The organism is Streptomyces sp. NBC_00328, assembly GCF_036139655.1.
Lineage (GTDB): Bacteria > Actinomycetota > Actinomycetes > Streptomycetales > Streptomycetaceae > Streptomyces.
The window spans coordinates 6,257,386-6,277,529 of record NZ_CP108013.1; the positions used below are offsets into that span (position 1 = coordinate 6,257,386).

The following is a 20,144-nucleotide window of genomic DNA, read 5'->3' on the forward strand; positions in this document are numbered from 1 at the left end:
CATCCCGGAGCCCGCCCGTGTTCCCGCCCGGCGCCGCGCGAGCGCCGCGACGCACGAACGGCCGCCTTGTCGGCGGCCGTTCCCCCGGCTCGTACGGCGTCACACGCGCGCCACCCGCACGGCGTCACCCGGAAGGGTGTACGCCGTACGGGCCCGTACTAGGCCAGTCCCGGGCCCCGCACCGGGATCGTGGTGAAGGTCGGGGCGGGGGCGGGGTCCTGGAAGAAGTCGTTGCCCTTGTCGTCGACGACGACGAAGGCCGGGAAGTCCTCGACCTCGATCTTCCAGACGGCCTCCATGCCGAGCTCCTCGTACTCGACGACCTCGACCTTCTTGATGCAGTCCTGGGCGAGCCGGGCGGCCGGGCCGCCGATGGAGCCGAGGTAGAAGCCGCCGTGCGCGCCACAGGCGTCCGTGACCTGCTTGCTGCGGTTGCCCTTGGCGAGCATCACCTTGGAGCCGCCCGCCGCCTGGAACTGCTCGACGTAGGAGTCCATGCGGCCCGCGGTCGTCGGGCCGAAGGAGCCGGACGCGTAGCCCTCGGGGGTCTTGGCCGGGCCCGCGTAGTACACCGGGTGGTCCTTCAGGTACTGCGGCATCTCCTCGCCCGCGTCCAGCCGCTCCTTGATCTTGGCGTGCGCGATGTCGCGGGCCACGACCAGCGGGCCGGAGAGCGAGAGACGGGTCTTGACCGGGTACTTCGTCAGCGCGGCGAGGATGTCGTCCATCGGCTGGTTCAGGTCGATCTTCACGACGTCGCCGGCCTCGTCCAGGTGCTCGTCCGTGGTCTCCGGCAGGAAGCGCGCGGGGTCGGTCTCCAGCTGCTCCAGGAAGACGCCCTCGGCGGTGATCTTCGCGACGGCCTGGCGGTCGGCCGAGCACGAGACCGCGATCGCGACCGGGCAGGACGCGCCGTGGCGGGGCAGGCGCACCACACGTACGTCGTGGCAGAAGTACTTGCCGCCGAACTGCGCGCCGATGCCGATCTTCTGGGTCAGCTCGAAGACCTTCTCCTCCAGCTCCTTGTCCCGGAAGCCGTGGCCGAGCTCGGAGCCCTCCGAGGGGATCTCGTCCAGGTAGTGCGCGGAGGCGTACTTCGCGGTCTTCAGCGCGTACTCGGCGCTCGTGCCGCCGACGACGATCGCCAGGTGGTACGGCGGGCACGCGGCCGTCCCGAGGGAGCGGATCTTCTCCTCCAGGAACTTCATCATGGAGCCCTCGTTGAGGACCGCCTTCGTCTCCTGGTAGAGGAACGACTTGTTGGCGGAGCCGCCGCCCTTGGCCATGAACAGGAACTTGTAGGCGCCGCCGTCGGTGGCGTACAGCTCGATCTGTGCCGGCAGGTTCGAGCCCGTGTTCTTCTCGTCCCACATGGTCAGCGGGGCCATCTGCGAATAGCGCAGGTTCAGGTTCTTGTACGCGTCGTAGATGCCGCGCGAGAGGGCGGCCTCGTCGCCGCCCTCGGTGAGCACGTTCTGGCCGCGCTTGCCCATGACGATCGCCGTGCCGGTGTCCTGGCACATGGGGAGGACGCCGGCCGCCGCGATGTTCGCGTTCTTCAGCAGGTCCAGGGCGACGAACTTGTCGTTCGCCGAGGCCTCCGGGTCGTCGATGATGCGGCGCAGCTGGGCGAGGTGCGCCGGGCGCAGATAGTGCTGGATGTCGTGGATGGCCTCCGTGGCGAGCTTGCGCAGCGCCTCCGGCTCCACCTTGAGGAACGTGCGCCCGTCGGCCTCGAAGGTGGAGACACCCTCGGAGGTCACCAGCCGGTACGGCGTGGTGTCCTCTCCCTGGGGGAGCAGATCGGTGTACGCAAACTCAGGCATCTCGCCTATTCCTCACTCGACAGTCAGCTTTTTTCGGGGCTCGGTCGCCTCGGGCGCACCCCTTCGGCTCACTCGCCTGAGGTCGGCCGTCATCGGCAGCGTCCACCAGCGTAGAACCTGGCACGGACACCGAGGCTGTGAGGTAAGGCTCAGTTCGGACATCGGACCGTCGGTCCCGGGGGAGAGCGGGTTTCCCGCGGGTGGCGCGCCAGGGGTAGTCGCGATCTATCGCGTTTGGGTACGCTGTTGCCGTGGACCTTCAAAAGAGCCCCGACGCGAGTGCCGCCACGGCGGCGAAGCCGGCCGAGCTGCGTGCCTCCGACGCCGATCGCGACCGGATCACCGACATCCTGCGCGAGGCCGTCGCCGAAGGGCGCCTGACCGCGGAGGAGCATGCCGAGCGGGTCGAGGGCGTACTGGCCACCAAGACGGTCGGCGAGCTCGACCAGTTCGTCCGCGACCTGCCCGCCGCCCACACGGGCCGCGCGGCCTCCGCCTACGCCTCCGCGCCCAACCGCCCCACCCAGGGCGCGATCCCGGCGGAGGCCGACGACAACGTGGTGGCGGTCTTCAGTTCCGCCGTCCGCAAGGGCCGCTGGCGGGCGGGCCGGCGCATCCACGCGTACTCGGTCTTCGGCAACGTCGAGATCGACCTGAGCGAGGCGATCTTCGAGTACCAGCAGGTCGTGATCAAGGCGATCTCGGTGTTCGGCAACGTCGAGATCTTCGTGCCGGAGAACGTCTCGCTGCGCGGAAGCGGCGGCGGGGTGCTCGGCAACTTCGAGGTGGACACGCTGGACTCGGGCGACCCCGACGCGCCCGTGGTCTACGTCGACGGTCTCGCCGTCCTGGGGAACGTCGAGGCGAGGCCCAAGCGCGGCAAGCTCATCGCGGACATCCTCGACCGGGTCACGAGCCGGGTGAACGAGCGGGTGGCGGACCGGCTGGACCGGAGTTTGCGCAAGCACCTCGACCGTTGACGCTTGTGAATATGCGCGTGGCCGATGCGGGTCGGTCCGGCGGCGATGATCGATCACGCCCGAGAACGGCCGGGCTTCTCCACGCGGTGCATAGGCGCGCGTACAGCGGGTAGGGCTTGCTGCATCGTCTCTTGGAGGGCGCTGTGGGACTTCCCCGGTGCCCGGCACGCTCGCGAAGCCGTCGTCAGGAGTAGACCCGTGCTGCAACCGCCGCATCAGTCCCTGCAGGTAGCTGCCGTTCCGGCCCAGCGGGCGCCCGTGCGGGACAGGGATCAGGAAGCGCCATGGCACACGGAGGCGGTGTGCAGGCGCGACGAAGCCGGCCTGTTCTTCGCCCCCTCCAAGGAGCCGACCGCTTCACGGCTCTCCCGGGAGGAGGCGGCCAAGCGCGTCTGCGCCCGCTGTCCGGTCATGGTCGAGTGCCGCGAACACGCGTTGCTGCAACCCGAGCCGTACGGCGTCTGGGGCGGCCTGACCGCCGCCGAGCGCCGTGTCGTGCTCGCCCGGCGACGCCGCCGCGACCTGGAACTCAAGAAGGCCGCCCGCGGCACGATAGCCGCGGCCGGCTGACCCACCCCGCACCCGCGGGAGCGGTGGGGAGCCGGGCCCGGTTGCCGTCCCGTGCACACGGCAACGGGTACACACGGCAGCCGTGCCGCCCGCCGCCTCGAAGCGGTACCCACGCGGCTGCCCGGGTGCCGGCCTGGCGTCGGCGCGGGAGGTTCGTCGGCCGGTGCCGACGCCGGAAGGCGTTATCCGGTGTCGGCGCGGGCGAGCCGTCGGACGGTGGCCGTACAGGATCGCGTCGGCCGGTGTGGGCGCCCGAAGACGTCATCGGGTGCCGGCGCGGGACTTCAGCCGTGGTCGGCGCGGGTGGACTTCAACGTGGTCCGCGCAGGAGAAAGGGGCGCCCCTCCGCACAAGGGGCGCCCCTTTCGCGCCGTGTCGGCGCCCGGCCCTCCGGGCCGGTGGTCCTACTTGGCGCGGTCGAAGTCGATCGCGCTGTACGCACGCAGCTTGCTCAGCCGGTGCTCCGACCGGATCTGGCGGACCGTGCCCGACTTGGACCGCATCACGATCGACTCGGTCGTCGCGGTCTCTGAGCGGTAGCGCACTCCGCGCAGCAGCTCGCCGTCGGTGATGCCGGTCGCGACGAAGAAGACGTTCTCGCCGGAGACCAGGTCGTTCGTGGTCAGGACGCGGTCGAGGTCGTGCCCGGCGTCTATGGCCCGCTGCCGCTCCTCGTCGTCCTTCGGCCACAGTTTGCCCTGGATGGTGCCGCCGAGGCACTTGACGGCACAGGCCGAGATGATGCCCTCGGGTGTGCCGCCGATGCCGAGCAGCAGGTCGATGCCGGTGCCTTCGCGCAGCGCGAGGATGGAGCCCGCGACATCGCCGTCGGAGATCAGCTTGATGCGCGCGCCGGTCTCCCGGATCTCCTTGATGATCCCGTCGTGGCGCGGCCGGTCGAGGATGACGACCGTGACGTCCTCGGGCGTGACCCGCTTGGCCTTGGCGACCCGGCGGATGTTCACCGCCACGGACGCGTTGATGTCGACGAAGTCGGCCGCCTCCGGGCCGGTGACCAGCTTGTCCATGTAGAAGACCGCGGACGGGTCGAACATGGTGCCGCGGTCCGCGGCGGCGAGCACGGCGATCGCGTTCGTCATGCCCTTGGCGGTGAGCGTGGTCCCGTCGATCGGGTCGACGGCGATGTCGCACTCGGGGCCGGTCCCGTCGCCCACGCGCTCCCCGTTGAAGAGCATCGGGGCCTCGTCCTTCTCCCCCTCGCCGATGACGACGACGCCGTTCATCGAGACGGTGGAGACGAGGGTGCGCATGGCCCGGACGGCGGCACCGTCGGCACCGTTCTTGTCGCCGCGGCCGACCCAGCGGCCCGCGGCCATCGCGGCGGCCTCGGTGACACGGACGAGTTCGAGGGCGAGGTTGCGGTCGGGGGCTTCCGACGGGACTTCGAGTTCGGAGGGCAGATGATGCTCGGTCATCGACACGCACCTTTCTGATACGACGACGGCCGGATGAGGGTGATGCCCCGACTCTATCGTCAGACTTACAAAATGAGCAGGGGGGCCCACGGATGAGCAGGCCAGGGCACCTGCGACGATAGGGGCGTGGCAGGTACGAAAGGCAAGCAGTCGGTACGGGACATGATTCTTTCCCTGGGCCTCATCGGGCTCATGGCGGGCGTCATCTACATCTTCATTCCGCATGACGACTCCAAGCCGGATCTCAAGCGCGTCGACTACAAGGTCGAGCTGCTGACGGCTCGCCGCGCGGCGAGCTATCCCGTGGCGGCGCCCGAAGGGCTGCCCTCGGCGTGGAAGGCGACCTCGGTGCGCTACGACGGCAGCGAGTTCGACGCCTGGCATCTGGGCTTCCAGGCCCCCGACGGTCAGTACGTGGCGGTCGAGCAGTCCACTCAGCGGCCGGCCGTGTTCATCGACACGGCGAGCCAGGGCGCCCGGCAGACGAAGGCCACCCAGCGCATCGGCGACCGGACCTGGCAGCGCTACGAGGGCGACCACTACGACGCCCTCGTCCTCCAGGACAAGGGCGCCACGACGGTGGTGACCGGCACCGGGTCGTTCGGCACGCTGGTGAAGATGGCGGAGGCCCTGAAGACCTCGTAGCGCCGCCCGCACGGCCTCGTGGAACCCGTAAGACCTCGTGGAACCCGTAAGACATGGAGAAGGGCCCCCGGCGGCAGCGCCGGGGGCCCTTCTTGTGTGGTGCGGGTGCGGGAGCGAACGGCGGTGCCGGCCGCTCCCGCGGTGCCGTCGGTCAGACGGTCGTGATGACCTGGTCGGCGTCCAGGCGCGGGCCGCGCGGGAACCAGGCGTCCTCGCCCGGCTTGCCGATGTTCACGATCATCAGCGGGGTGTGGTCGTCGTCCAGGAACTCCTTCTGGACACCGGCGAGGTCGGCGCCGGTCATCGGGCCCGCGGCGAGGCCGGCGGCGCGGATGCCGATGATGAAGTACGCGGCCTGGAGCGCGGCGTTCATCCCGGCGGCGCTCTCACGGACCGGGCGCTCGGAGAAGAAGAGGTCCTTGGCGGCGGGGAAGTGGGGGAGGAGCGCCGGCAGTTCCTCGTGGAACTCGTTGTCCGCGGAGAGGATCGCGACCAGCGGGGCGGCGGCGGTCTTCGCCCGGTTGCCCTCGGCGAGGTGCTGCACCAGGCGCTCACGGGCCTCGGGGGAGCGGACCAGGGTGATGCGCAGCGGCGACTGGTTGAAGGCGGTCGGGCCGTACTTGACCAGGTCGTAGATCGCCTGCACCTGCTCGTCGGTCACCGGCTCGTCGGTGAACGTGTTCGCCGTGCGAGCTTCGCGGAACAGCAGGTCCTGAGCGGTGGGGTCAAGGACGAGAGACATGAAGAACCTTCTCGGTATGTGCGGTGGATCCGGGGGGATCTGTTGGCGAGTACGACAGTACGTCGAGGAGGTTTAAAGTTCAACCAAAAACGGGGCGTGGTGATCCGCTTCACAGACGGAGGGATCGAAAAAGGGATCCAGGATGGGATCGAAAAAAGGGGGCCCGCCGTGTCGCGGGCCCCGCTGGAGCTACTCGGAGCAGGACATCACCCGGACGCGGGGCCGCTCGCCAAGCGGCGCCCGAGCCGCCCGTCACCCGGAGTCGGCGCCGCTCGTCACTCGGCTCGTCACTCGGACCCGGAGCCGGCGTCCTTTTCCTGTTCCGGGGACTCCTCGGCCAGGGCGGCGTCCAGACGGGCCCGAGCGCCCTCCAGCCAGCGCCGGCACACCTTGGCCAGTTCCTCGCCGCGCTCCCAGAGCGCCAGGGACTCCTCCAGGGTCGTACCGCCCGCCTCCAGGCGGCGTACGACCTCGATCAGCTCGTCCCGTGCCTGCTCGTAGCCGAGCGCCTCGTCCACCTTGCTGGTCATGGGCCCACCCTATGCATCGACTCGAACCGTGAATTCACCCTCGGCGACCCGCGCCCGCAGTGTCTCGTCCGCCGCCACCTCGGCCGGGTCCCGGACCACATGACCGTCGGCCCGTTGCAGCACCGCGTACCCGCGCTGGAGGGTCGCCGCGGGGGAGAGGGCCACCACGCGCGCGTGGGTGTGCGTCAGCTCCGAGTCCGCGCGGTCCAGCAGATGCCCGACGGTGCGCCGGCCCCGGTCGAGCAGGGCGGAGACCTGGTCCGCCCGCTCGTCGATCATCCGGTGCGGATCCTCCATCGAGGGCCGGGCCAGCGTGTGCGCGAGGCCGCGCTCCTCGCGGTCGACGAACGACCCCACGCAGCGCCGCGCGCGGTCCCGCAGGAACCGCACCCGCTCGTACTCCTCCCCGACGTCCGGAACGACCTTCTTGGCCGCGTCGGTCGGGGTGGAGGCCCGCAGGTCGGCCACGAGGTCGAGCAGCGGACTGTCCGGCTCGTGCCCGATCGCCGACACGACCGGTGTGCGGCAGGCCGCGACCGCGCGGACGAGCTGCTCGTCGGAGAACGGCAGCAGGTCCTCCACGCTGCCGCCGCCCCGCGCCACGACGATCACGTCGACCTCGTCGAGCGCGTCCAGCTCCTTCACCGCCTGCACGACCTGCGGTACGGCGTGGACGCCCTGCACGGCGACATTGCGGACCTCGAAGCGGACGGCGGGCCAGCGGCGCCGCGCGTTCTCCAGCACGTCCCGCTCGGCCGCCGACGCCCGCCCGCACACCAGCCCGATGAGCTGCGGCAGGAACGGCAGCGCCTTCTTGCGATCGGCCGCGAACAGCCCCTCGGCCGCCAGCGACTTCTTCAGCTGTTCGAGGCGGGCGAGGAGTTCCCCCACGCCCACCGGCTTGATCTCGGCGGCCCGCAGGGAGAGCTGCCCGCGCGGCGCGTACCACTCCGGTTTGGCGTGGACGACCACCCGGGCGCCCTCGCTCACGACGTCGGCGACCGCGTCGAAGACCTGGCGGTAGCAGGTCACGCTCACCGAGATGTCGTACGACGGGTCGCGCAGTGTCAGGAAGACGACGCCCGCGCCGGGGCGCCGCGACAACTGGGTGATCTGCCCCTCGACCCACACCGCGCCGAGCCGGTCGATCCATCCCCCGATGAGCCGTGACACCTCTCCGACGGGCAGCGGAGCGTCCGCGGACGTGTTGAGAGCCATGTCCCGAGCGTAGTGGCCACCACCGACAACGCCCCCGCGCCCGGCCCGAGTCGGACCACCCGACCCGCACCCCGACCGCTGGGCCACCCGACCCGTACTCAGGCCGCCGGGACCGTCCCGACCGGAGTGTGGTGGACGGCAGCCGCGTGGCACGGCGCGTCATCCGGCTGCGGACCCGGCTCGCCCCCGCTGGGCGAACAGCACCACCAGGCCCGCCGCCAGCCACACGAGACCCGCCACCTGAGCCGTTCCCGACGCCTCGATGATCACCGCGACGGTGATCGCGGCCCCCAGTACGGGCAGGAGGACGTGCCGCCACCACACCACCGGCCCGCCCCGGTGCCGTACGGCGAACCAGCCCACCACCGACGCGTGCAGCAGCGTGAACGCCGTCAGGGCGCCGATGTCGACCACCGAGACCAGCTTGTCGAGGCCGTCGTCGCGGCGCGCAGCCCAGACCGCGGCGACCAGAGTGATCACCGCGGCGCACGACAGGGCCGCCCGCGGCACCCCGGAGCCGGTCCGCGCCAGCACCCGCGGCAGCCTCCGGTCCCGGGCCATCGCGAAGACGATGCGCCCGGCCGCGGCCTGCCCGGCCAGCGCCGCGAACGCCGCGCCGATCGCCTTGCTGACCGCCACCAGGTTGTGCAGCCACGAGCCGACGGAGGCGTCCACGGCGTCGTAGAAGGCCGGACCCTGAAGGGCGGGGTCTGCGGCGAGCCGCGCGGACGGCAGCGGCTCCAGCAGGGCCGCCAGATACGTCTGCGCGATGAACAGCACACCCGCCAGCGCCAGACAGAACAGCACCGCCCGAGCCACCTTCTGCGAACCGCCCGTGACCTCCTCGGCGAAGGAGGCGATCGCGTCGAAGCCCAGGAAGGACAGGACGGCGACCGAGACGGCGCCGACGACCGCCGACAGCGCGAACGCGCCCTGCGTGCCGTCACCCGACAGCGGGGACAGCCAGTCGCGCCGCGCGCCGTCGCGCGCGAGGACCACGGCCGCCGCCACGACGAAGACGACGAGGACCACGATCTCCATCGCGAGCACCAGAAAGCCGACGCGCGCCGCCGTGCGGACCCCCCGGAGGTTGAGGAACGTCGTGACCACGACGGCGAGCGTGGTCCACACCCACCGGGACACCTCCGGGACCAGCGCGTTCATGGCGATCCCGGAGAACAGATAGGCCACCGCCGGAATGAGCAGATAGTCCAGCATCACCATCCACCCCGCGATGAACCCGGCCTCCGGGCCGAGCCCCGCGCGCGCGTAGGCGAACACCGAACCCGCCTGGGGGACCACCCGGACCATCTGGGCGTAACTGAAGGCGGTGAACGCCATGGCCGCCGTCGCGAGGACGTAGACCAGCGCCACCGCCCCGTGCGACCTCGCGTCCAGCGCTCCGAAGATCCCGACCGGGGCCATCGGGGCGATGAACAGCAGCCCGTAGACGACCAGGTCCCGGAAGCCGAGGCTGCGCCGCAGTCCCTGCTCCGCCGGGTCCGTGCCGGCGGTGGTCCGCGCGTCGGACATCGTGCCTCCCGGGAATCGCCTGGTCCCACCCCCAGCGGCTGCCCACAGTCTCTCCGAGGAGGCGATCCCTGACCCGCCGGGCGCGGCCTTACGATGGGGGCATGACCGCTTCGCCTGGCCGCCGTGTCCTGCTCGCCGCCCCCCGTGGCTACTGCGCGGGCGTCGACCGCGCCGTGATCGCCGTGGAGAAGGCCCTCGAGCAGTACGGGGCTCCGATCTACGTCCGTCACGAGATCGTCCACAACAAGTACGTCGTGCAGACCCTGGAGAAGAAGGGCGCGATCTTCGTCGAGCAGACGGCGGAGGTCCCCGAGGGGTCCATCGTCATGTTCTCGGCACACGGCGTCTCCCCCGTCGTCCACGACGAGGCCGCCGCCGGCAAGCTCGCCACCATCGACGCGACGTGCCCGCTGGTCACCAAGGTCCACAAGGAAGCCGTCCGCTTCGCGGACGAGGACTTCGACATCCTCCTCATCGGGCACGAGGGGCACGAAGAGGTCATCGGCACCTCCGGAGAGGCGCCCGACCACATCACCCTGGTCGACGGCCCCGACGACGTCGCCAAGGTCGAGGTCCGCGACCCCTCCAAGGTCGTCTGGCTCTCCCAGACCACCCTCTCCGTCGACGAGACCATGGAGACGGTCGACGCCCTGAAGGAGAAGTTCCCCCTCCTCATCTCCCCGCCGAGCGACGACATCTGCTACGCCACGCAGAACCGTCAGCTCGCCGTGAAGCAGATGGGCGCGGAGGCCGAGCTGGTCATCGTGGTCGGGTCGCGCAACTCCTCCAACTCGGTCCGGCTGGTCGAGGTCGCCAAGCTGGCCGGTGCCCGCGCCGCGTACCTGGTGGACTTCGCCGAGGAGATCGACGAGGCCTGGCTGGAGGGCGTGAACACGGTCGGTGTCACCTCCGGCGCCTCCGTCCCCGAGGTCCTCGTCGAGCAGGTCCTGGAACGGCTGTCGGGGCACGGCTTCGAGGACGTGGAGATCGTCAAGGCCGCCGAGGAGTCCATCACCTTCTCGCTCCCCAAGGAGCTGCGCCGCGACCTGCGCGCCGAGGCGGCCGCGCTGGTGGAGGCGCGTACGGGTGGTCCGTCCGGGAAGTGACGGTCAGCCGTACGTCGTAACGTAGGGCCATGAAGATCTTCGGTGTGGACATTGGCGGATCCGGGATCAAGGGTGCCCCTGTGGACCTTGATCGCGGGGACCTGGCGGAGGAGCGCCACAAGGTGCTCACCCCGCACCCGGCGACGCCCGACGCGGTGGCCGACGGCGTGAAGGACGTCATCGACCACTTCGGCTGGACGGGCCCGGTGGGCATCACGTTCCCCGGTGTGGTGACCGGTGGTTCCACGATCCGTACGGCGGCCAACGTCGACAAGGCATGGATCGACACCGACGCGGGCGCGTTGCTCGGCGAGCGGCTGGGCGGCCTGCCGGTGACCCTGCTGAACGACGCGGACGCGGCGGGTGTCGCCGAGATGGAGTTCGGCGCGGGGAAGGGCCGCCGGGGCACGGTCATCCTGCTCACCTTCGGCACCGGCATCGGCAGCGCCGTCTTCACCGAAGGCGAGCTGGTCCCGAACACCGAGCTGGGCCACCTCGAGCTGAACGGCCACGACGCCGAGAAGCGGGCCTCCACCAAGGCCAAGGAGGACCACGAGCTGACCTGGGAGCACTGGTCGCGCCGTGTCACCAAATACCTCGCCCATGTCGAGATGCTGTTCTCCCCGGAGCTGTTCATCATCGGCGGCGGTGTCAGCCGCAAGTCCGAGAAGTTCCTGCCGCTGATCCAGGACATCAAGGCGGAGATCGTCCCCGCGCAGCTCCAGAACAACGCAGGGATCGTGGGCGCGGCGATGCGGGCGGCGCAGATCGGCCGGTAGCCGCGAGGCCGCCGGGCGACGGCGGCATCGGGCGGCGACGGTGACACGGCCCGCGAGGATACGAGGGCCGCGACGGTACGAGGGCCGGCGGGCCGGATCGGCGGGTCCGGTCAGCGGGCCCGTCTGCCGGGCGGCACGCCGAGCACGCCGTCTGCGCCGCGTGCCTGGTCCCGCCGCCTGATGTTCCGCCGGCGGGACATCAGGCTGACCCGGCGGACGGTCACGACGAGGACCGCGGCCAGCGTTCCCCCGTACAGCCAGCCCGCCTGGAGGGCGAGGGCGGTGACCAGGCCCATGAGGCTGCCGCCGAAGCCGCCTCCGCCGCCGTCGGTGATCGGCGGCAGCCCGAAGGCGAAGGCGATCGGTACGACCACGGGGGCGGTCATCAGGTCGCCGGGTCGTACCCACAGCGCGGTCAGCACGCACACCGGCAGGAACAGCACCCCGTACACCGTCGCCGACCCGCCGAACAGCAGGTGGTCGAGGCAGGCGAGCGCGAACATCGTCGCGCCGCAGAACAGGCCGCCGCCGAGCCCGGTCAGCCGCGGGCGCGACGTCCGGCGCGGCTGCCGGACACCCGCGGGCGCGGGCCGCCGCGCCACCGGGCCGTCCCGTCGGACACCGCCGTCCGCGGCCCGCCCGGACTGTGCCGGAACAGGTGCTCCGCGTCGCGGTCTGTACTGAGGGGGACGCGTCCTGTGTTGCTCCACTGGACCAACTTAGGTCGTTTTATGTGTGGAATGGCTCCTCGGACACGCCGGAGATCGGCCGAACGCGAGGCCGTGGAAAGAGCTTGGCCATGCGTTCGATACCTCGCGGGCGGGAGCCGGGTCACGCCGTAGACTGGTGGATCGGCCCGCTCTTCTGGAGGGCCCTTCGCCCATCCTCTCGTACGGGAAGTCGCAACGTGTCGCTCACGATCGGAATCGTCGGTCTGCCCAATGTCGGCAAGTCGACCATGTTCAACGCCCTGACCAAGAACGACGTGCTCGCGGCCAACTACCCGTTCGCCACGATCGAGCCCAACGTGGGCGTGGTCGGCGTCCCCGACGCCCGGCTGGCCAAGCTGGCCGAGATCTTCGGTTCGCAGAAGATCCTCCCGGCGACCGTCGACTTCGTCGACATCGCGGGCATCGTGAAGGGTGCCTCGGAGGGTGAGGGCCTGGGCAACAAGTTCCTCGCGAACATCCGCGAGTCGGACGCGATCTGCCAGGTCATCCGCGCCTTCAAGGACGAGAACGTCGTGCACGTCGACGGCAAGGTCTCGCCCAAGGACGACATCGAGACGATCAACACCGAGCTGATCCTCGCGGACCTCCAGACGATCGAGAAGGTCCTGCCGCGCCTCCAGAGGGAGTCGCGCATCAAGAAGGACATCGGCCCGAAGGTCGCGGCGGTCGAGGCGGCCCAGGCGATCCTGGAGAAGGGCGAGACCCTCTTCTCCGCGGGCATCGTCCAGGGCTCCGGCAACGAGGAACTGCTGCACGACCTGCACCTGCTCACCACCAAGCCGTTCCTGTACGTCTTCAACGTCGACGAGGACGAGCTGGTCGACGACGCCTTCAAGGCCGAGCAGAGCGCCCTGGTCGCTCCGGCCGAGGCGATCTTCCTCAACGCCAAGCTGGAGGCGGACCTCGCCGAGCTCGACGAGGAGGACGCGAAGGAGCTTCTGGAGTCGGTCGGCGTGGAGGAGCCCGGCATGGCGACCCTGGCCCGAGTCGGCTTCAACACCCTCGGCCTGCAGACCTACCTGACGGCCGGCCCCAAGGAATCCCGCGCCTGGACCATCAAGAAGGGCGCCACCGCCCCCGAGGCCGCCGGTGTCATCCACACCGACTTCCAGAAGGGCTTCATCAAGGCCGAGGTCATCTCCTTCGCCGACCTGGTCGAGACCGGCTCGGTCGCCGAGGCCCGCGCCAAGGGCAAGGCCCGCATGGAGGGCAAGGAGTACGTCATGCAGGACGGGGACGTGGTGGAGTTCCGCTTCAACGTCTGACCGGACGAGGGGACACCACGCCGCTGACGCGGCAAACATGCAGGTCAAAAGGGGCCGACTCCTCCGGGGGTCGGCCCCTTGCTTTTGTGTTCAGATGCCTCGTACCCACGCCACGGTGAACGGTGTCTCGGGTGTGCCCGGTCCCATCGGTCCGCCCTTGTCGAACTGGGAGCGGACGACGAGTGTGCGGCCGTCGTGGCGCACCAGCGTGGTCGGGATCTGGAGCGCGGGATCGGTGAGGCTGCGCTCCAGACGGGCCGCGGTGCCGTCCGCCGACAGGCGCCAGCGGGTGATCGTGTCGGTCCTGTTGAGGGCGGCCCACAAGGTGGTGCCGACCAGTTCCAGTCCATCGCCGTTCACCAGGTCACCTCCGTGCAGGGCGACTTGGCGGATCCTGCCGGTGATGAGGTCCACCCGGTAGAGGGCGCCCCCGGTCATGTCGACGGTGAACAGGCAGTGGTCCCCGGCGGCGATGCCGTTCAGGGTGAACGTGCCGGCCGGGTGCGGGGCCAGGATGCCGCCGAAGTCGTAGGCGGGGGTGAGCGTGGCACGACCGCCGTGGGCCGCGGCCCGGGCGAGCTCGGCCGGTGTCACCCGGTAGACGACCTCGCGCACGCTGTCCGTCAGATAGGCGCTGCCGTCCGCGGCGATCGCCAGGTCGTTGACGAAACGCGGCGCGTCACCGGGGACGTCGAAGCGGGCCAGCAGGGCGCGGGTGCGCACGTCGTAGACGGCGACCCCGGCCGTCGAGTCGGTCACCCAGAGACGGCCGGACCCGTCGGCCTTCAGCCCGTTCGCGGTGTTCCGGCCGTCCGCGCCCGGGGGCAGGAAGGTCTCGGCCGCACGGCGTCCGGGCGCCGCGCGGTAGACGGCGCCGGTGGTGTACGAGCCCACGTACAGGGCTCCGGTGCGCGGGTCGGCGGCGATGCCCTCCGGGTAGGCGCGGTCGTCGGGAAGTTCGAAGGCGGTGGAGATACGGCGGGTGGAGCTACGAGGGGTGGAGACCGGGGCCGTGGAGAGGCCGGGTGCGGCGCTCGCGGGCGGGGCGCCCGCGGCGGTCGCCGCGATGGCGGCGGCGGTGGCGGTCAGGAAGGTGCGGCGCTGGATCGAACGGGACACGGCGGAACCTCTCGGTCTGCATCTCGGACGTCGACGAGCTGAGCGATGAGTACGAACGTATGTTAGAGCTCTAATGCTCGTCAATGTCTTTACTGATGGGTGGGGGTTCATCGTCGTATCGTCCGTACGATCCGCGGCTACCATGCGGAGATGACGTCCATGCCCGTGTCCGAGCGCCTCGGCTCCCACCTCAAGCGGGCCGAGCAGGCCCTCGGCGCGACCAAGGCCGCGGTGCTCAAACCGGCGGGCGTGACCGTCGCCCAGTACGCGGCGCTGCTCCACCTCAGTGAGAACCCCGGCATCTCGGCCGCCGCGCTGGCCCGCCTCTGCCTGGTCACACCGCCGACCATGAACACGGTCCTGAACAACCTCCAGGACCGCGGCCTCATCGAGCGCACCCCGCACGCCTGGCACAAGAACGTCCTGGAGACCCGGCTCACCGACGAGGGCAGGACAGCGCTCGCCGACGCCGACGCCCGCGCCGTACGGGTCGAGCGCGCCCTGGCCGCCGAGTTCACCGCCGAGGAGCGCGACACCATCGCCGCCCTGCTCGGCCGGTGCGTCGCGGTCCTGGAGAGGGAACGCCCCCGCCCCTGAGGGGCGCTCCCGGCGAAACTCCCCGGTCCGGGCCGACCCCGGGATCAGTCCCGGGCCATCCCCGTCTTCACCCCGGCCCCGCACAGCGGCACCACGGCCTCCCGTCGGCCGAGCGCGCCCTCACGGACCGCCGCCCAGCAGGCCACGCCCGTCGACTCCACGTACAGCCCGCGCCCGGCGAGATCCGACTGCGCGTGGCGGATCTGGTCCTCCGTCACGGTCAGGAAGGCGCCCCCGGAGGCGCGTACCGCGCTCAGGATCTGGCGGGCCCTCAGCGGGTGCGGGATCGCGATGCCCTCGGCGAACGTCGGCGCCGGCGGAGTGACACCGACGAGATCGTCGGCCCCCTCGGACCACGCCCGGGCCAGCGGGGCGACCGCGGCGGCCTGGACGGCGTACAGGGCGGGTCTCTTGTCGATCAGCCCCGCCGCGTGCAGTTCGGCCACCGCGAGGGCGGCGCCGAGGAGCAGCGTGCCGTTGCCGACGGGCAGCACGAGGACGTCCGGCAGACGCCCGCCGAGGTCCTCCCAGAGTTCGTGGACGTACGTCTTCGTGCCGTGCAGGAAGTACGGGTTGAAGACGTGCGAGGCGTAGAACACGCCGTCCTCGTCGGCCGCCTCGCGCGCCGCGCGTGCCGTCGCCTCGCGGTCGCCCTCGACCACCCGCAGCCGTGCCCCGTGCGCCTCGATCTGCTCCAGCTTCTTGGCGGAGGTGCCCTCGGGGACGTACACGGTGCACGGCAGCCCGGCCCGGGCGCAGTACGCGGCGACGGCCGTGCCCGCGTTGCCGCTGCTGTCCGCGAGTACCTGGCGGGGCCCGAGCCGCAGCGCGAGTTCGGCCAGCAGCACGGCCCCGCGGTCCTTGAACGACAGCGTCGGCATCAGGAAGTCGAGCTTGGCGAGGACGACTTCGCCCAGGGGGACCAGGGGAGTGCGGCCCTCGCCGAGGCTGACCGTGGGCGCGGCCAGCGGCAGGCACTCCGCGTACCGCCACATCGAGTTCACCCGGCCGGTGAGGGACACGAGGGGAGCCGGCGTCGGCGTGAAGTCCAGGTCGAGCGGGCCGCGGCAGACCGGGCAGCACCAGGCGAGCGAGCCGGCGGGTACACGCGTGCCGTCCGTCGGGCAGAAGCAGTCCGGTAGTGCAGTCATGGGTGCAGGTTAGACGCGAGGTCGCGGAAGGGACCGTTCCGCGCGTTCCTGGGCGGCCGTGCCCCGGCGGCAGACCGGGCAGCGCTGTAGGGATCCCGTCCGTGCCGTGCTTACGATGCGCCCAGTCATTCGGCAGTCGCACGCGCGTTCCATAACGGACGGATATGAGGAGCAAGGGAAATCGTGGCCATACCCCCGCCGCCCGGCCCGCAGCAGCCCGAGGGGCCGTACCCGCCGCCGGGGGCGCCTCCGTATCCGCAGGCTCCGCACCCCCAAGGATCCTTCCCGGAGGGGCCGTACCAGCAGGGGCCGTACCAGCAGTCCCCGTACGGGGGCCCGTATCAGCCCTGGGGGCAGGGCTACTCCCCGTACAACCGGCCCGTTCCCTTCAACGGGCTCGCGATCGCGGCGCTGGTCCTCGGTGTCCTCTGCTTCCTGCCGGCTGTCGGGCTGGTGCTCGGGATCGCGGCGCTCGTCCAGATCAAGCGGCGCGGCGAGCGCGGCAAGGGCATGGCGGTGGCCGGCATCGTGCTGTCGTCGGTCGGTGTCGTGCTGCTCGCGCTCATGGTCGCCACCGGGGGAGCGCGCGACTTCTGGGAGGGCTTCAAGGACGGGGCGGGCGGCTCGGGGGACTCCGCGTTCTCGCTGGAGGTGGGCGAGTGCTTCGACACGCCGAGCGGTTCGCTGAAGGGTCTGGCGGTCGACGTCGACAAGGTGCCGTGTTCGGGCGGGCACGACGCCGAGGTGTTCGCCGACTTCGAGATGGCCGAAGCCGACTACCCCGGGGACGACGCGCTCGCCGACGAGGCCGACCGGCGGTGCTCCCTGCTCCGGAACACGTACGCGATGGACTCCTGGGCCGTCCCGGAGAACGTCGGCGTGTACTCCTTCACCCCGACGTCGCAGAGCTGGCTCCGCGGCGACCGCGAGGTGAGCTGTCTGTTCGGGGACGCCGACGAGACGGACGGCCTGACGGGCTCCCTGCGCAAGGACCGGCTCACGCTGGACGCCGACCAGTACTCCTATCTGAGCTCGGCGGCGGCCATCGACAACGCGCTGGCCGAGATGCCCGACGCCGAGTACATCGACGACGACCTGCCCGGCTACAAGGTGTGGGCGGACCAGGTCTCGAAGGCGCTCACGCGGGAGGCGGACGGGCTGCCCGCCCACCGGTTCGCGCCGGGCGCGGCGAAGCCGGTCGCCGCCCTGGCCAAGGACCTGGAGCGCTCGGCGAAGGAGTGGGTGAAGGCCGCGGACGCGCCGGACGCGGACACCTTCTCCGCGCACTACGAGAAGGCGCTGAAGCTCATCGACCCGAGGAAGGCGGTCACCACCCGCAAGGCTCTGGGGCTCGCCACCACCCCGCCGAAGTACGACGGCGGCGGGGGCACCGGTAGCGGTGGCGAAGACGGTGCCGGAATCGAGGTGTGACGGCAGCCACAGTGGGGAGAAAGTGCCTGCGTAATGCCCTCAAGGGCTTGCGTCATCACATCGAGTGATTCTCTGGCCTTTGCTTGCATGGCACAACCCACGGTTGCCACGCTGTTGCTGTCTGTACAACCTGATGGGAGCGGCTAAGTGACTTTCGGTGAGCAGCCGGCGTACCTGCGTGTCGCGGGTGATCTCCGCAAGAAGATCGTCGACGGCTCGCTGCCCCCGCACACCCGGCTTCCCTCGCAGGCCAGGATCCGCGAGGAGTACGGAGTCTCGGACACGGTCGCCCTGGAGGCGCGCAAGGTGCTCATGGCCGAGGGTCTGGTCGAGGGCCGCTCCGGTTCGGGCACCTACGTCCGCGAGCGGCCGGTGCCGCGCCGCGTCGCCCGCTCCGGATACCGGCCGGACAACGGCGCCACCCCCTTCCGTCAGGAGCAGGCGGACTTCGCGGTGCGCGGCACCTGGGAGTCCCACAGCCGGCAGGTCGAGGCGAGCGGCGCGATCGCCGAGCGGCTGGCCATCCAGCCCGGCGACCGCGTGATGTGCACGAACTACGTCTACCGCGACGGCGGTGAGGCGATGATGCTCTCCACCTCCTGGGAGCCGCTCGCCGTGACCGGGCGTACGCCGGTGATGCTCCCCGAGGAGGGCCCGCTCGGCGGCATGGGTGTCGTCGAGCGCATGGCGGCCATCGACGTGATCGTGGACAACGTCACCGAGGAGGTGGGCGCGCGCCCTGGCCTCGCCGAGGAACTCCTGGCGCTGGGCGGCGTGCCCGGCCATGTGGTCGTCGTCATCCAGCGCACCTTCTTCGCCTCGGACCGGCCGGTGGAGACGGCGGACGTGGTGGTCCCGGCGGACCGCTACCGGATCGCCTACCACCTGCCGGTGAAGTGACAGCGCGTCACTTCGGCACGCCATCTCGTCCGGTGTCGCGTACGGCGTTCCGCGGGGCCCGGTGGGCTCGCGTGTCGGCGCGGGTGCCCGCGCCTCAACGGGGCCGCCCGTAGGCCCGGTTGGAATCTGGCCTTTCTCAAGTGACGGACCGGGGAGCGGCTTCGCCCTGTTCGAGGACCCGCGAGGAGTCGTGAGCGGCGCGTTCGGTGGCGTGCGCCCCCCGGGCCGCCGCTCCTTACTGGCCGGTTGCGTACCTCTTTGTGTAAACCCGTGTTCGCTGCGTGAAGGTAAGGCGTACGCTCGGGCATATGCGTACTGCGGTTTCGATGGAATGCGGGGTTCGACGGGGGCCCGGGGCGGGAAGTGGAGGGGGTCTATGAACGACAGTACGATCACGCTTCCCTGGCTCGTCATACGGCAGGACGACAACGGCAATCGCTATCGCGTGGGCAGGTACGCGACGCGCGCCGAGGCCCAGAAGATCGCGGACAGCCTCGACGGCCGCGGGCACAAGCAGCTCTACTGGGTCGAGCGGATCGGGCCGAACGGAACCGGGTGATCCACCGGGAGTCGGGCCCCCTCCCGCTCCCGTAGGCTCCGGCGCATGACGGAACGGATCGTGGTGGTCGCGGGCGCCCTGGTGCGCGGCGGGCGCCTGCTCGCCGCCCGCCGCAGTGCGCCCCCCGACCTCGCCGGGCGCTGGGAGCTGCCCGGCGGCAAGGTCGAGCCCGGCGAGACCCCCGAACGCGCCCTCGTGCGCGAACTGCGCGAGGAGCTCGGCGTCGACACCCGGGCGCTGGAGCGCGTCCCCGGCGAGTGGCCGCTGAAGCCGGGATACGTCCTGGTGGTGTGGGCCGCCCGGCTGCTGCCCGGCTCGGCCGAACCGGAACCCCTTCAGGACCATGACGAGCTGCGCTGGCTGACCCCCGAGGAGATCTGGGACGTGGACTGGCTGGACCAGGACGTGCCGGCGGTCAAGGGCGCACTGCCGTGGCTCGATCCGGGCGTGTGACGACCCGGGTGCCCGCTTGTGCGCCGTTCGCGCCATAGTGTGCCCCCGTCGCGGTAAAGCTCCACCGATACCGGGTATGTGCCCCTTAACCACCCGAAACCGGGCGTGGGTGGGTTTCTGGTCTGGGAAGTGATCGGCTTGATCGACACTGACGGCTACTGTGCCGAGTGGACCTTTCCTGCGGAGCCCGGTGCCGTCCGCACCGCCCGCTCCGTCGTCCGGGGACAGCTCCGCGAATGGGATCTCGAATCCCTCGGCGACATCACCGCACTCCTGGTCAGCGAACTGGTGACGAACTCGCTCCGGCACGCCACGGGCCCGATCGGCGTCCGGCTCGTACGCCCCGAGGACGTGCCGGGCGCTCTGCGCGTCGAGGTCTCCGACCCGCTGCCCGACCCGCCCCGCGAACGGGCCGCCGACACCTCCGACGAGAGCGGCCGCGGACTCCAGCTCCTGGCCGGCTCCTGCAGGCGCTGGGGCACATGGCCCGCGGACACCGGCAAGACGGTCTGGTTCGAGCTGACCGTGCCGGACTGAGGCACGGAGGCCGGGACGCCCGCGCGGCGTACGGCC

General features: G+C 70.9%; 21 protein-coding genes. 12 read left to right on the plus strand and 9 right to left on the minus strand.

Going from position 1 to position 20,144, the window contains the following annotated elements; genetic code table 11:
* Positions 1-158: 158 nt before the first annotated feature.
* Positions 159-1,826 carry a fumarate hydratase gene (locus OG485_RS27525; protein ID WP_328671194.1) on the minus strand — a complete coding sequence of 556 codons (1,668 nt, stop codon included), beginning with the start codon at positions 1,824-1,826 and terminating at the stop codon, positions 159-161.
* Positions 1,827-2,077: 251 nt separating this feature from the next.
* Between OG485_RS27525 and OG485_RS27530 the strand changes: the two genes are divergently transcribed.
* The gene (locus OG485_RS27530; protein ID WP_328671195.1) at positions 2,078-2,806 is read left to right on the plus strand and encodes a DUF1707 SHOCT-like domain-containing protein; all 729 of its coding nucleotides are present in this window, start codon (positions 2,078-2,080) and stop codon (positions 2,804-2,806) included.
* Positions 2,807-3,004: 198 nt separating this feature from the next.
* Positions 3,005-3,376 (plus strand): WhiB family transcriptional regulator, encoded by a 372-nt coding sequence (locus OG485_RS27535; protein ID WP_328671196.1) that lies wholly within the window; start codon positions 3,005-3,007, stop codon positions 3,374-3,376.
* Between the two features lie 404 nt (positions 3,377-3,780).
* Here OG485_RS27535 and glpX read toward each other — a convergent pair whose 3' ends face one another.
* A complete protein-coding gene (glpX, locus tag OG485_RS27540) occupies positions 3,781-4,812 on the minus strand; it encodes a class II fructose-bisphosphatase (protein WP_326785733.1) in 1,032 nt (343 codons plus the stop codon).
* Positions 4,813-4,938: 126 nt separating this feature from the next.
* Between glpX and OG485_RS27545 the strand changes: the two genes are divergently transcribed.
* Positions 4,939-5,457 (plus strand): DUF4245 domain-containing protein, encoded by a 519-nt coding sequence (locus OG485_RS27545; RefSeq protein ID WP_328671197.1) that lies wholly within the window; start codon positions 4,939-4,941, stop codon positions 5,455-5,457.
* Positions 5,458-5,608: 151 nt separating this feature from the next.
* Here the strand turns inward: OG485_RS27545 and OG485_RS27550 are convergent, their stop codons facing one another.
* The 4 genes from OG485_RS27550 to OG485_RS27565 form a co-directional block, all read right to left on the minus strand.
* On the minus strand, positions 5,609-6,199 hold the full coding sequence (locus tag OG485_RS27550) for a malonic semialdehyde reductase (protein ID WP_328671198.1): 591 nt from the start codon (positions 6,197-6,199) through the stop codon (positions 5,609-5,611).
* A gap of 287 nt (positions 6,200-6,486) precedes the next feature.
* Positions 6,487-6,729: an exodeoxyribonuclease VII small subunit gene (locus OG485_RS27555; RefSeq protein WP_328671199.1), complete on the minus strand. Its 243-nt coding sequence runs from the start codon at positions 6,727-6,729 to the stop codon at positions 6,487-6,489.
* A gap of 9 nt (positions 6,730-6,738) precedes the next feature.
* Positions 6,739-7,947, minus strand: coding sequence for an exodeoxyribonuclease VII large subunit (xseA, locus tag OG485_RS27560; RefSeq protein WP_328671200.1), 1,209 nt, complete (start codon positions 7,945-7,947; stop codon positions 6,739-6,741).
* A gap of 159 nt (positions 7,948-8,106) precedes the next feature.
* Entirely contained in the window at positions 8,107-9,480 is a 1,374-nt protein-coding gene (locus OG485_RS27565; protein WP_328671201.1) for an APC family permease, read from the minus strand.
* 101 nt (positions 9,481-9,581) lie between these two features.
* On the opposite strand from OG485_RS27565, the gene OG485_RS27570 reads away from it, so the two are divergent.
* Entirely contained in the window at positions 9,582-10,586 is a 1,005-nt protein-coding gene (locus OG485_RS27570; protein WP_326785727.1) for a 4-hydroxy-3-methylbut-2-enyl diphosphate reductase, read from the plus strand.
* Positions 10,587-10,615: 29 nt separating this feature from the next.
* A complete protein-coding gene (ppgK, locus tag OG485_RS27575; protein ID WP_328671202.1) occupies positions 10,616-11,365 on the plus strand; it encodes a polyphosphate--glucose phosphotransferase in 750 nt (249 codons plus the stop codon).
* Positions 11,366-11,475: 110 nt separating this feature from the next.
* Here ppgK and OG485_RS27580 read toward each other — a convergent pair whose 3' ends face one another.
* Complete coding sequence (locus OG485_RS27580; RefSeq protein ID WP_328671203.1) at positions 11,476-12,075, minus strand: DUF6542 domain-containing protein; 600 nt, start codon at positions 12,073-12,075, stop codon at positions 11,476-11,478.
* 197 nt (positions 12,076-12,272) lie between these two features.
* Here OG485_RS27580 and ychF point away from each other — a divergent pair, with 197 nt between their 5' ends.
* The gene (gene ychF, locus OG485_RS27585; protein WP_328671204.1) at positions 12,273-13,361 is read left to right on the plus strand and encodes a redox-regulated ATPase YchF; all 1,089 of its coding nucleotides are present in this window, start codon (positions 12,273-12,275) and stop codon (positions 13,359-13,361) included.
* Positions 13,362-13,451: 90 nt separating this feature from the next.
* On the opposite strand, the gene OG485_RS27590 is transcribed toward ychF, so the two are convergent.
* On the minus strand, positions 13,452-14,480 hold the full coding sequence (locus tag OG485_RS27590; protein WP_328671205.1) for an SMP-30/gluconolactonase/LRE family protein: 1,029 nt from the start codon (positions 14,478-14,480) through the stop codon (positions 13,452-13,454).
* Positions 14,481-14,630: 150 nt separating this feature from the next.
* Between OG485_RS27590 and OG485_RS27595 the strand changes: the two genes are divergently transcribed.
* A complete protein-coding gene (locus OG485_RS27595; RefSeq protein ID WP_328671206.1) occupies positions 14,631-15,077 on the plus strand; it encodes a MarR family winged helix-turn-helix transcriptional regulator in 447 nt (148 codons plus the stop codon).
* Between the two features lie 44 nt (positions 15,078-15,121).
* Here the strand turns inward: OG485_RS27595 and OG485_RS27600 are convergent, their stop codons facing one another.
* On the minus strand, positions 15,122-16,228 hold the full coding sequence (locus OG485_RS27600; RefSeq protein ID WP_328671207.1) for a threonine synthase: 1,107 nt from the start codon (positions 16,226-16,228) through the stop codon (positions 15,122-15,124).
* A 183-nt stretch (positions 16,229-16,411) separates the two neighbouring features.
* Here OG485_RS27600 and OG485_RS27605 point away from each other — a divergent pair, with 183 nt between their 5' ends.
* The 5 genes from OG485_RS27605 (at position 16,412) to OG485_RS27625 (ending at position 20,108) form a co-directional block, all read left to right on the plus strand.
* Positions 16,412-17,659: a DUF4190 domain-containing protein gene (locus tag OG485_RS27605; protein ID WP_328671208.1), complete on the plus strand. Its 1,248-nt coding sequence runs from the start codon at positions 16,412-16,414 to the stop codon at positions 17,657-17,659.
* Positions 17,660-17,806: 147 nt separating this feature from the next.
* Positions 17,807-18,559 carry a GntR family transcriptional regulator gene (locus OG485_RS27610; RefSeq protein ID WP_328671209.1) on the plus strand — a complete coding sequence of 251 codons (753 nt, stop codon included), beginning with the start codon at positions 17,807-17,809 and terminating at the stop codon, positions 18,557-18,559.
* Positions 18,560-18,935: 376 nt separating this feature from the next.
* Positions 18,936-19,118 (plus strand): SPOR domain-containing protein, encoded by a 183-nt coding sequence (locus OG485_RS27615; protein WP_328671210.1) that lies wholly within the window; start codon positions 18,936-18,938, stop codon positions 19,116-19,118.
* 45 nt (positions 19,119-19,163) lie between these two features.
* Positions 19,164-19,571 (plus strand): (deoxy)nucleoside triphosphate pyrophosphohydrolase, encoded by a 408-nt coding sequence (locus OG485_RS27620; protein ID WP_328671211.1) that lies wholly within the window; start codon positions 19,164-19,166, stop codon positions 19,569-19,571.
* A 129-nt stretch (positions 19,572-19,700) separates the two neighbouring features.
* Entirely contained in the window at positions 19,701-20,108 is a 408-nt protein-coding gene (locus OG485_RS27625) for an ATP-binding protein (RefSeq protein WP_328671212.1), read from the plus strand.
* The last annotated feature ends 36 nt before the right edge of the window (positions 20,109-20,144 follow it).

Excerpts from the sequence above, each read along its gene's own strand:
- OG485_RS27570 (WP_326785727.1), top strand. The coding sequence starts at position 9,582 with ATGACCGCTTCGCCTGGCCGCCGTGTCCTGCTCGCCGCCCCCCGTGGC.
- OG485_RS27525 (WP_328671194.1), bottom strand. The coding sequence starts at position 1,826 with ATGCCTGAGTTTGCGTACACCGATCTGCTCCCCCAGGGAGAGGACACC.
- OG485_RS27620 (WP_328671211.1), top strand. The coding sequence starts at position 19,164 with ATGACGGAACGGATCGTGGTGGTCGCGGGCGCCCTGGTGCGCGGCGGG.
- xseA (WP_328671200.1), bottom strand. The coding sequence starts at position 7,947 with ATGGCTCTCAACACGTCCGCGGACGCTCCGCTGCCCGTCGGAGAGGTG.
- OG485_RS27595 (WP_328671206.1), top strand. The coding sequence starts at position 14,631 with ATGACGTCCATGCCCGTGTCCGAGCGCCTCGGCTCCCACCTCAAGCGG.
- glpX (WP_326785733.1), bottom strand. The coding sequence starts at position 4,812 with ATGACCGAGCATCATCTGCCCTCCGAACTCGAAGTCCCGTCGGAAGCC.
- OG485_RS27600 (WP_328671207.1), bottom strand. The coding sequence starts at position 16,228 with ATGACTGCACTACCGGACTGCTTCTGCCCGACGGACGGCACGCGTGTA.
- ppgK (WP_328671202.1), top strand. The coding sequence starts at position 10,616 with ATGAAGATCTTCGGTGTGGACATTGGCGGATCCGGGATCAAGGGTGCC.
- OG485_RS27565 (WP_328671201.1), bottom strand. The coding sequence starts at position 9,480 with ATGTCCGACGCGCGGACCACCGCCGGCACGGACCCGGCGGAGCAGGGA.
- OG485_RS27555 (WP_328671199.1), bottom strand. The coding sequence starts at position 6,729 with ATGACCAGCAAGGTGGACGAGGCGCTCGGCTACGAGCAGGCACGGGAC.
- OG485_RS27615 (WP_328671210.1), top strand. The coding sequence starts at position 18,936 with ATGAACGACAGTACGATCACGCTTCCCTGGCTCGTCATACGGCAGGAC.
- OG485_RS27550 (WP_328671198.1), bottom strand. The coding sequence starts at position 6,199 with ATGTCTCTCGTCCTTGACCCCACCGCTCAGGACCTGCTGTTCCGCGAA.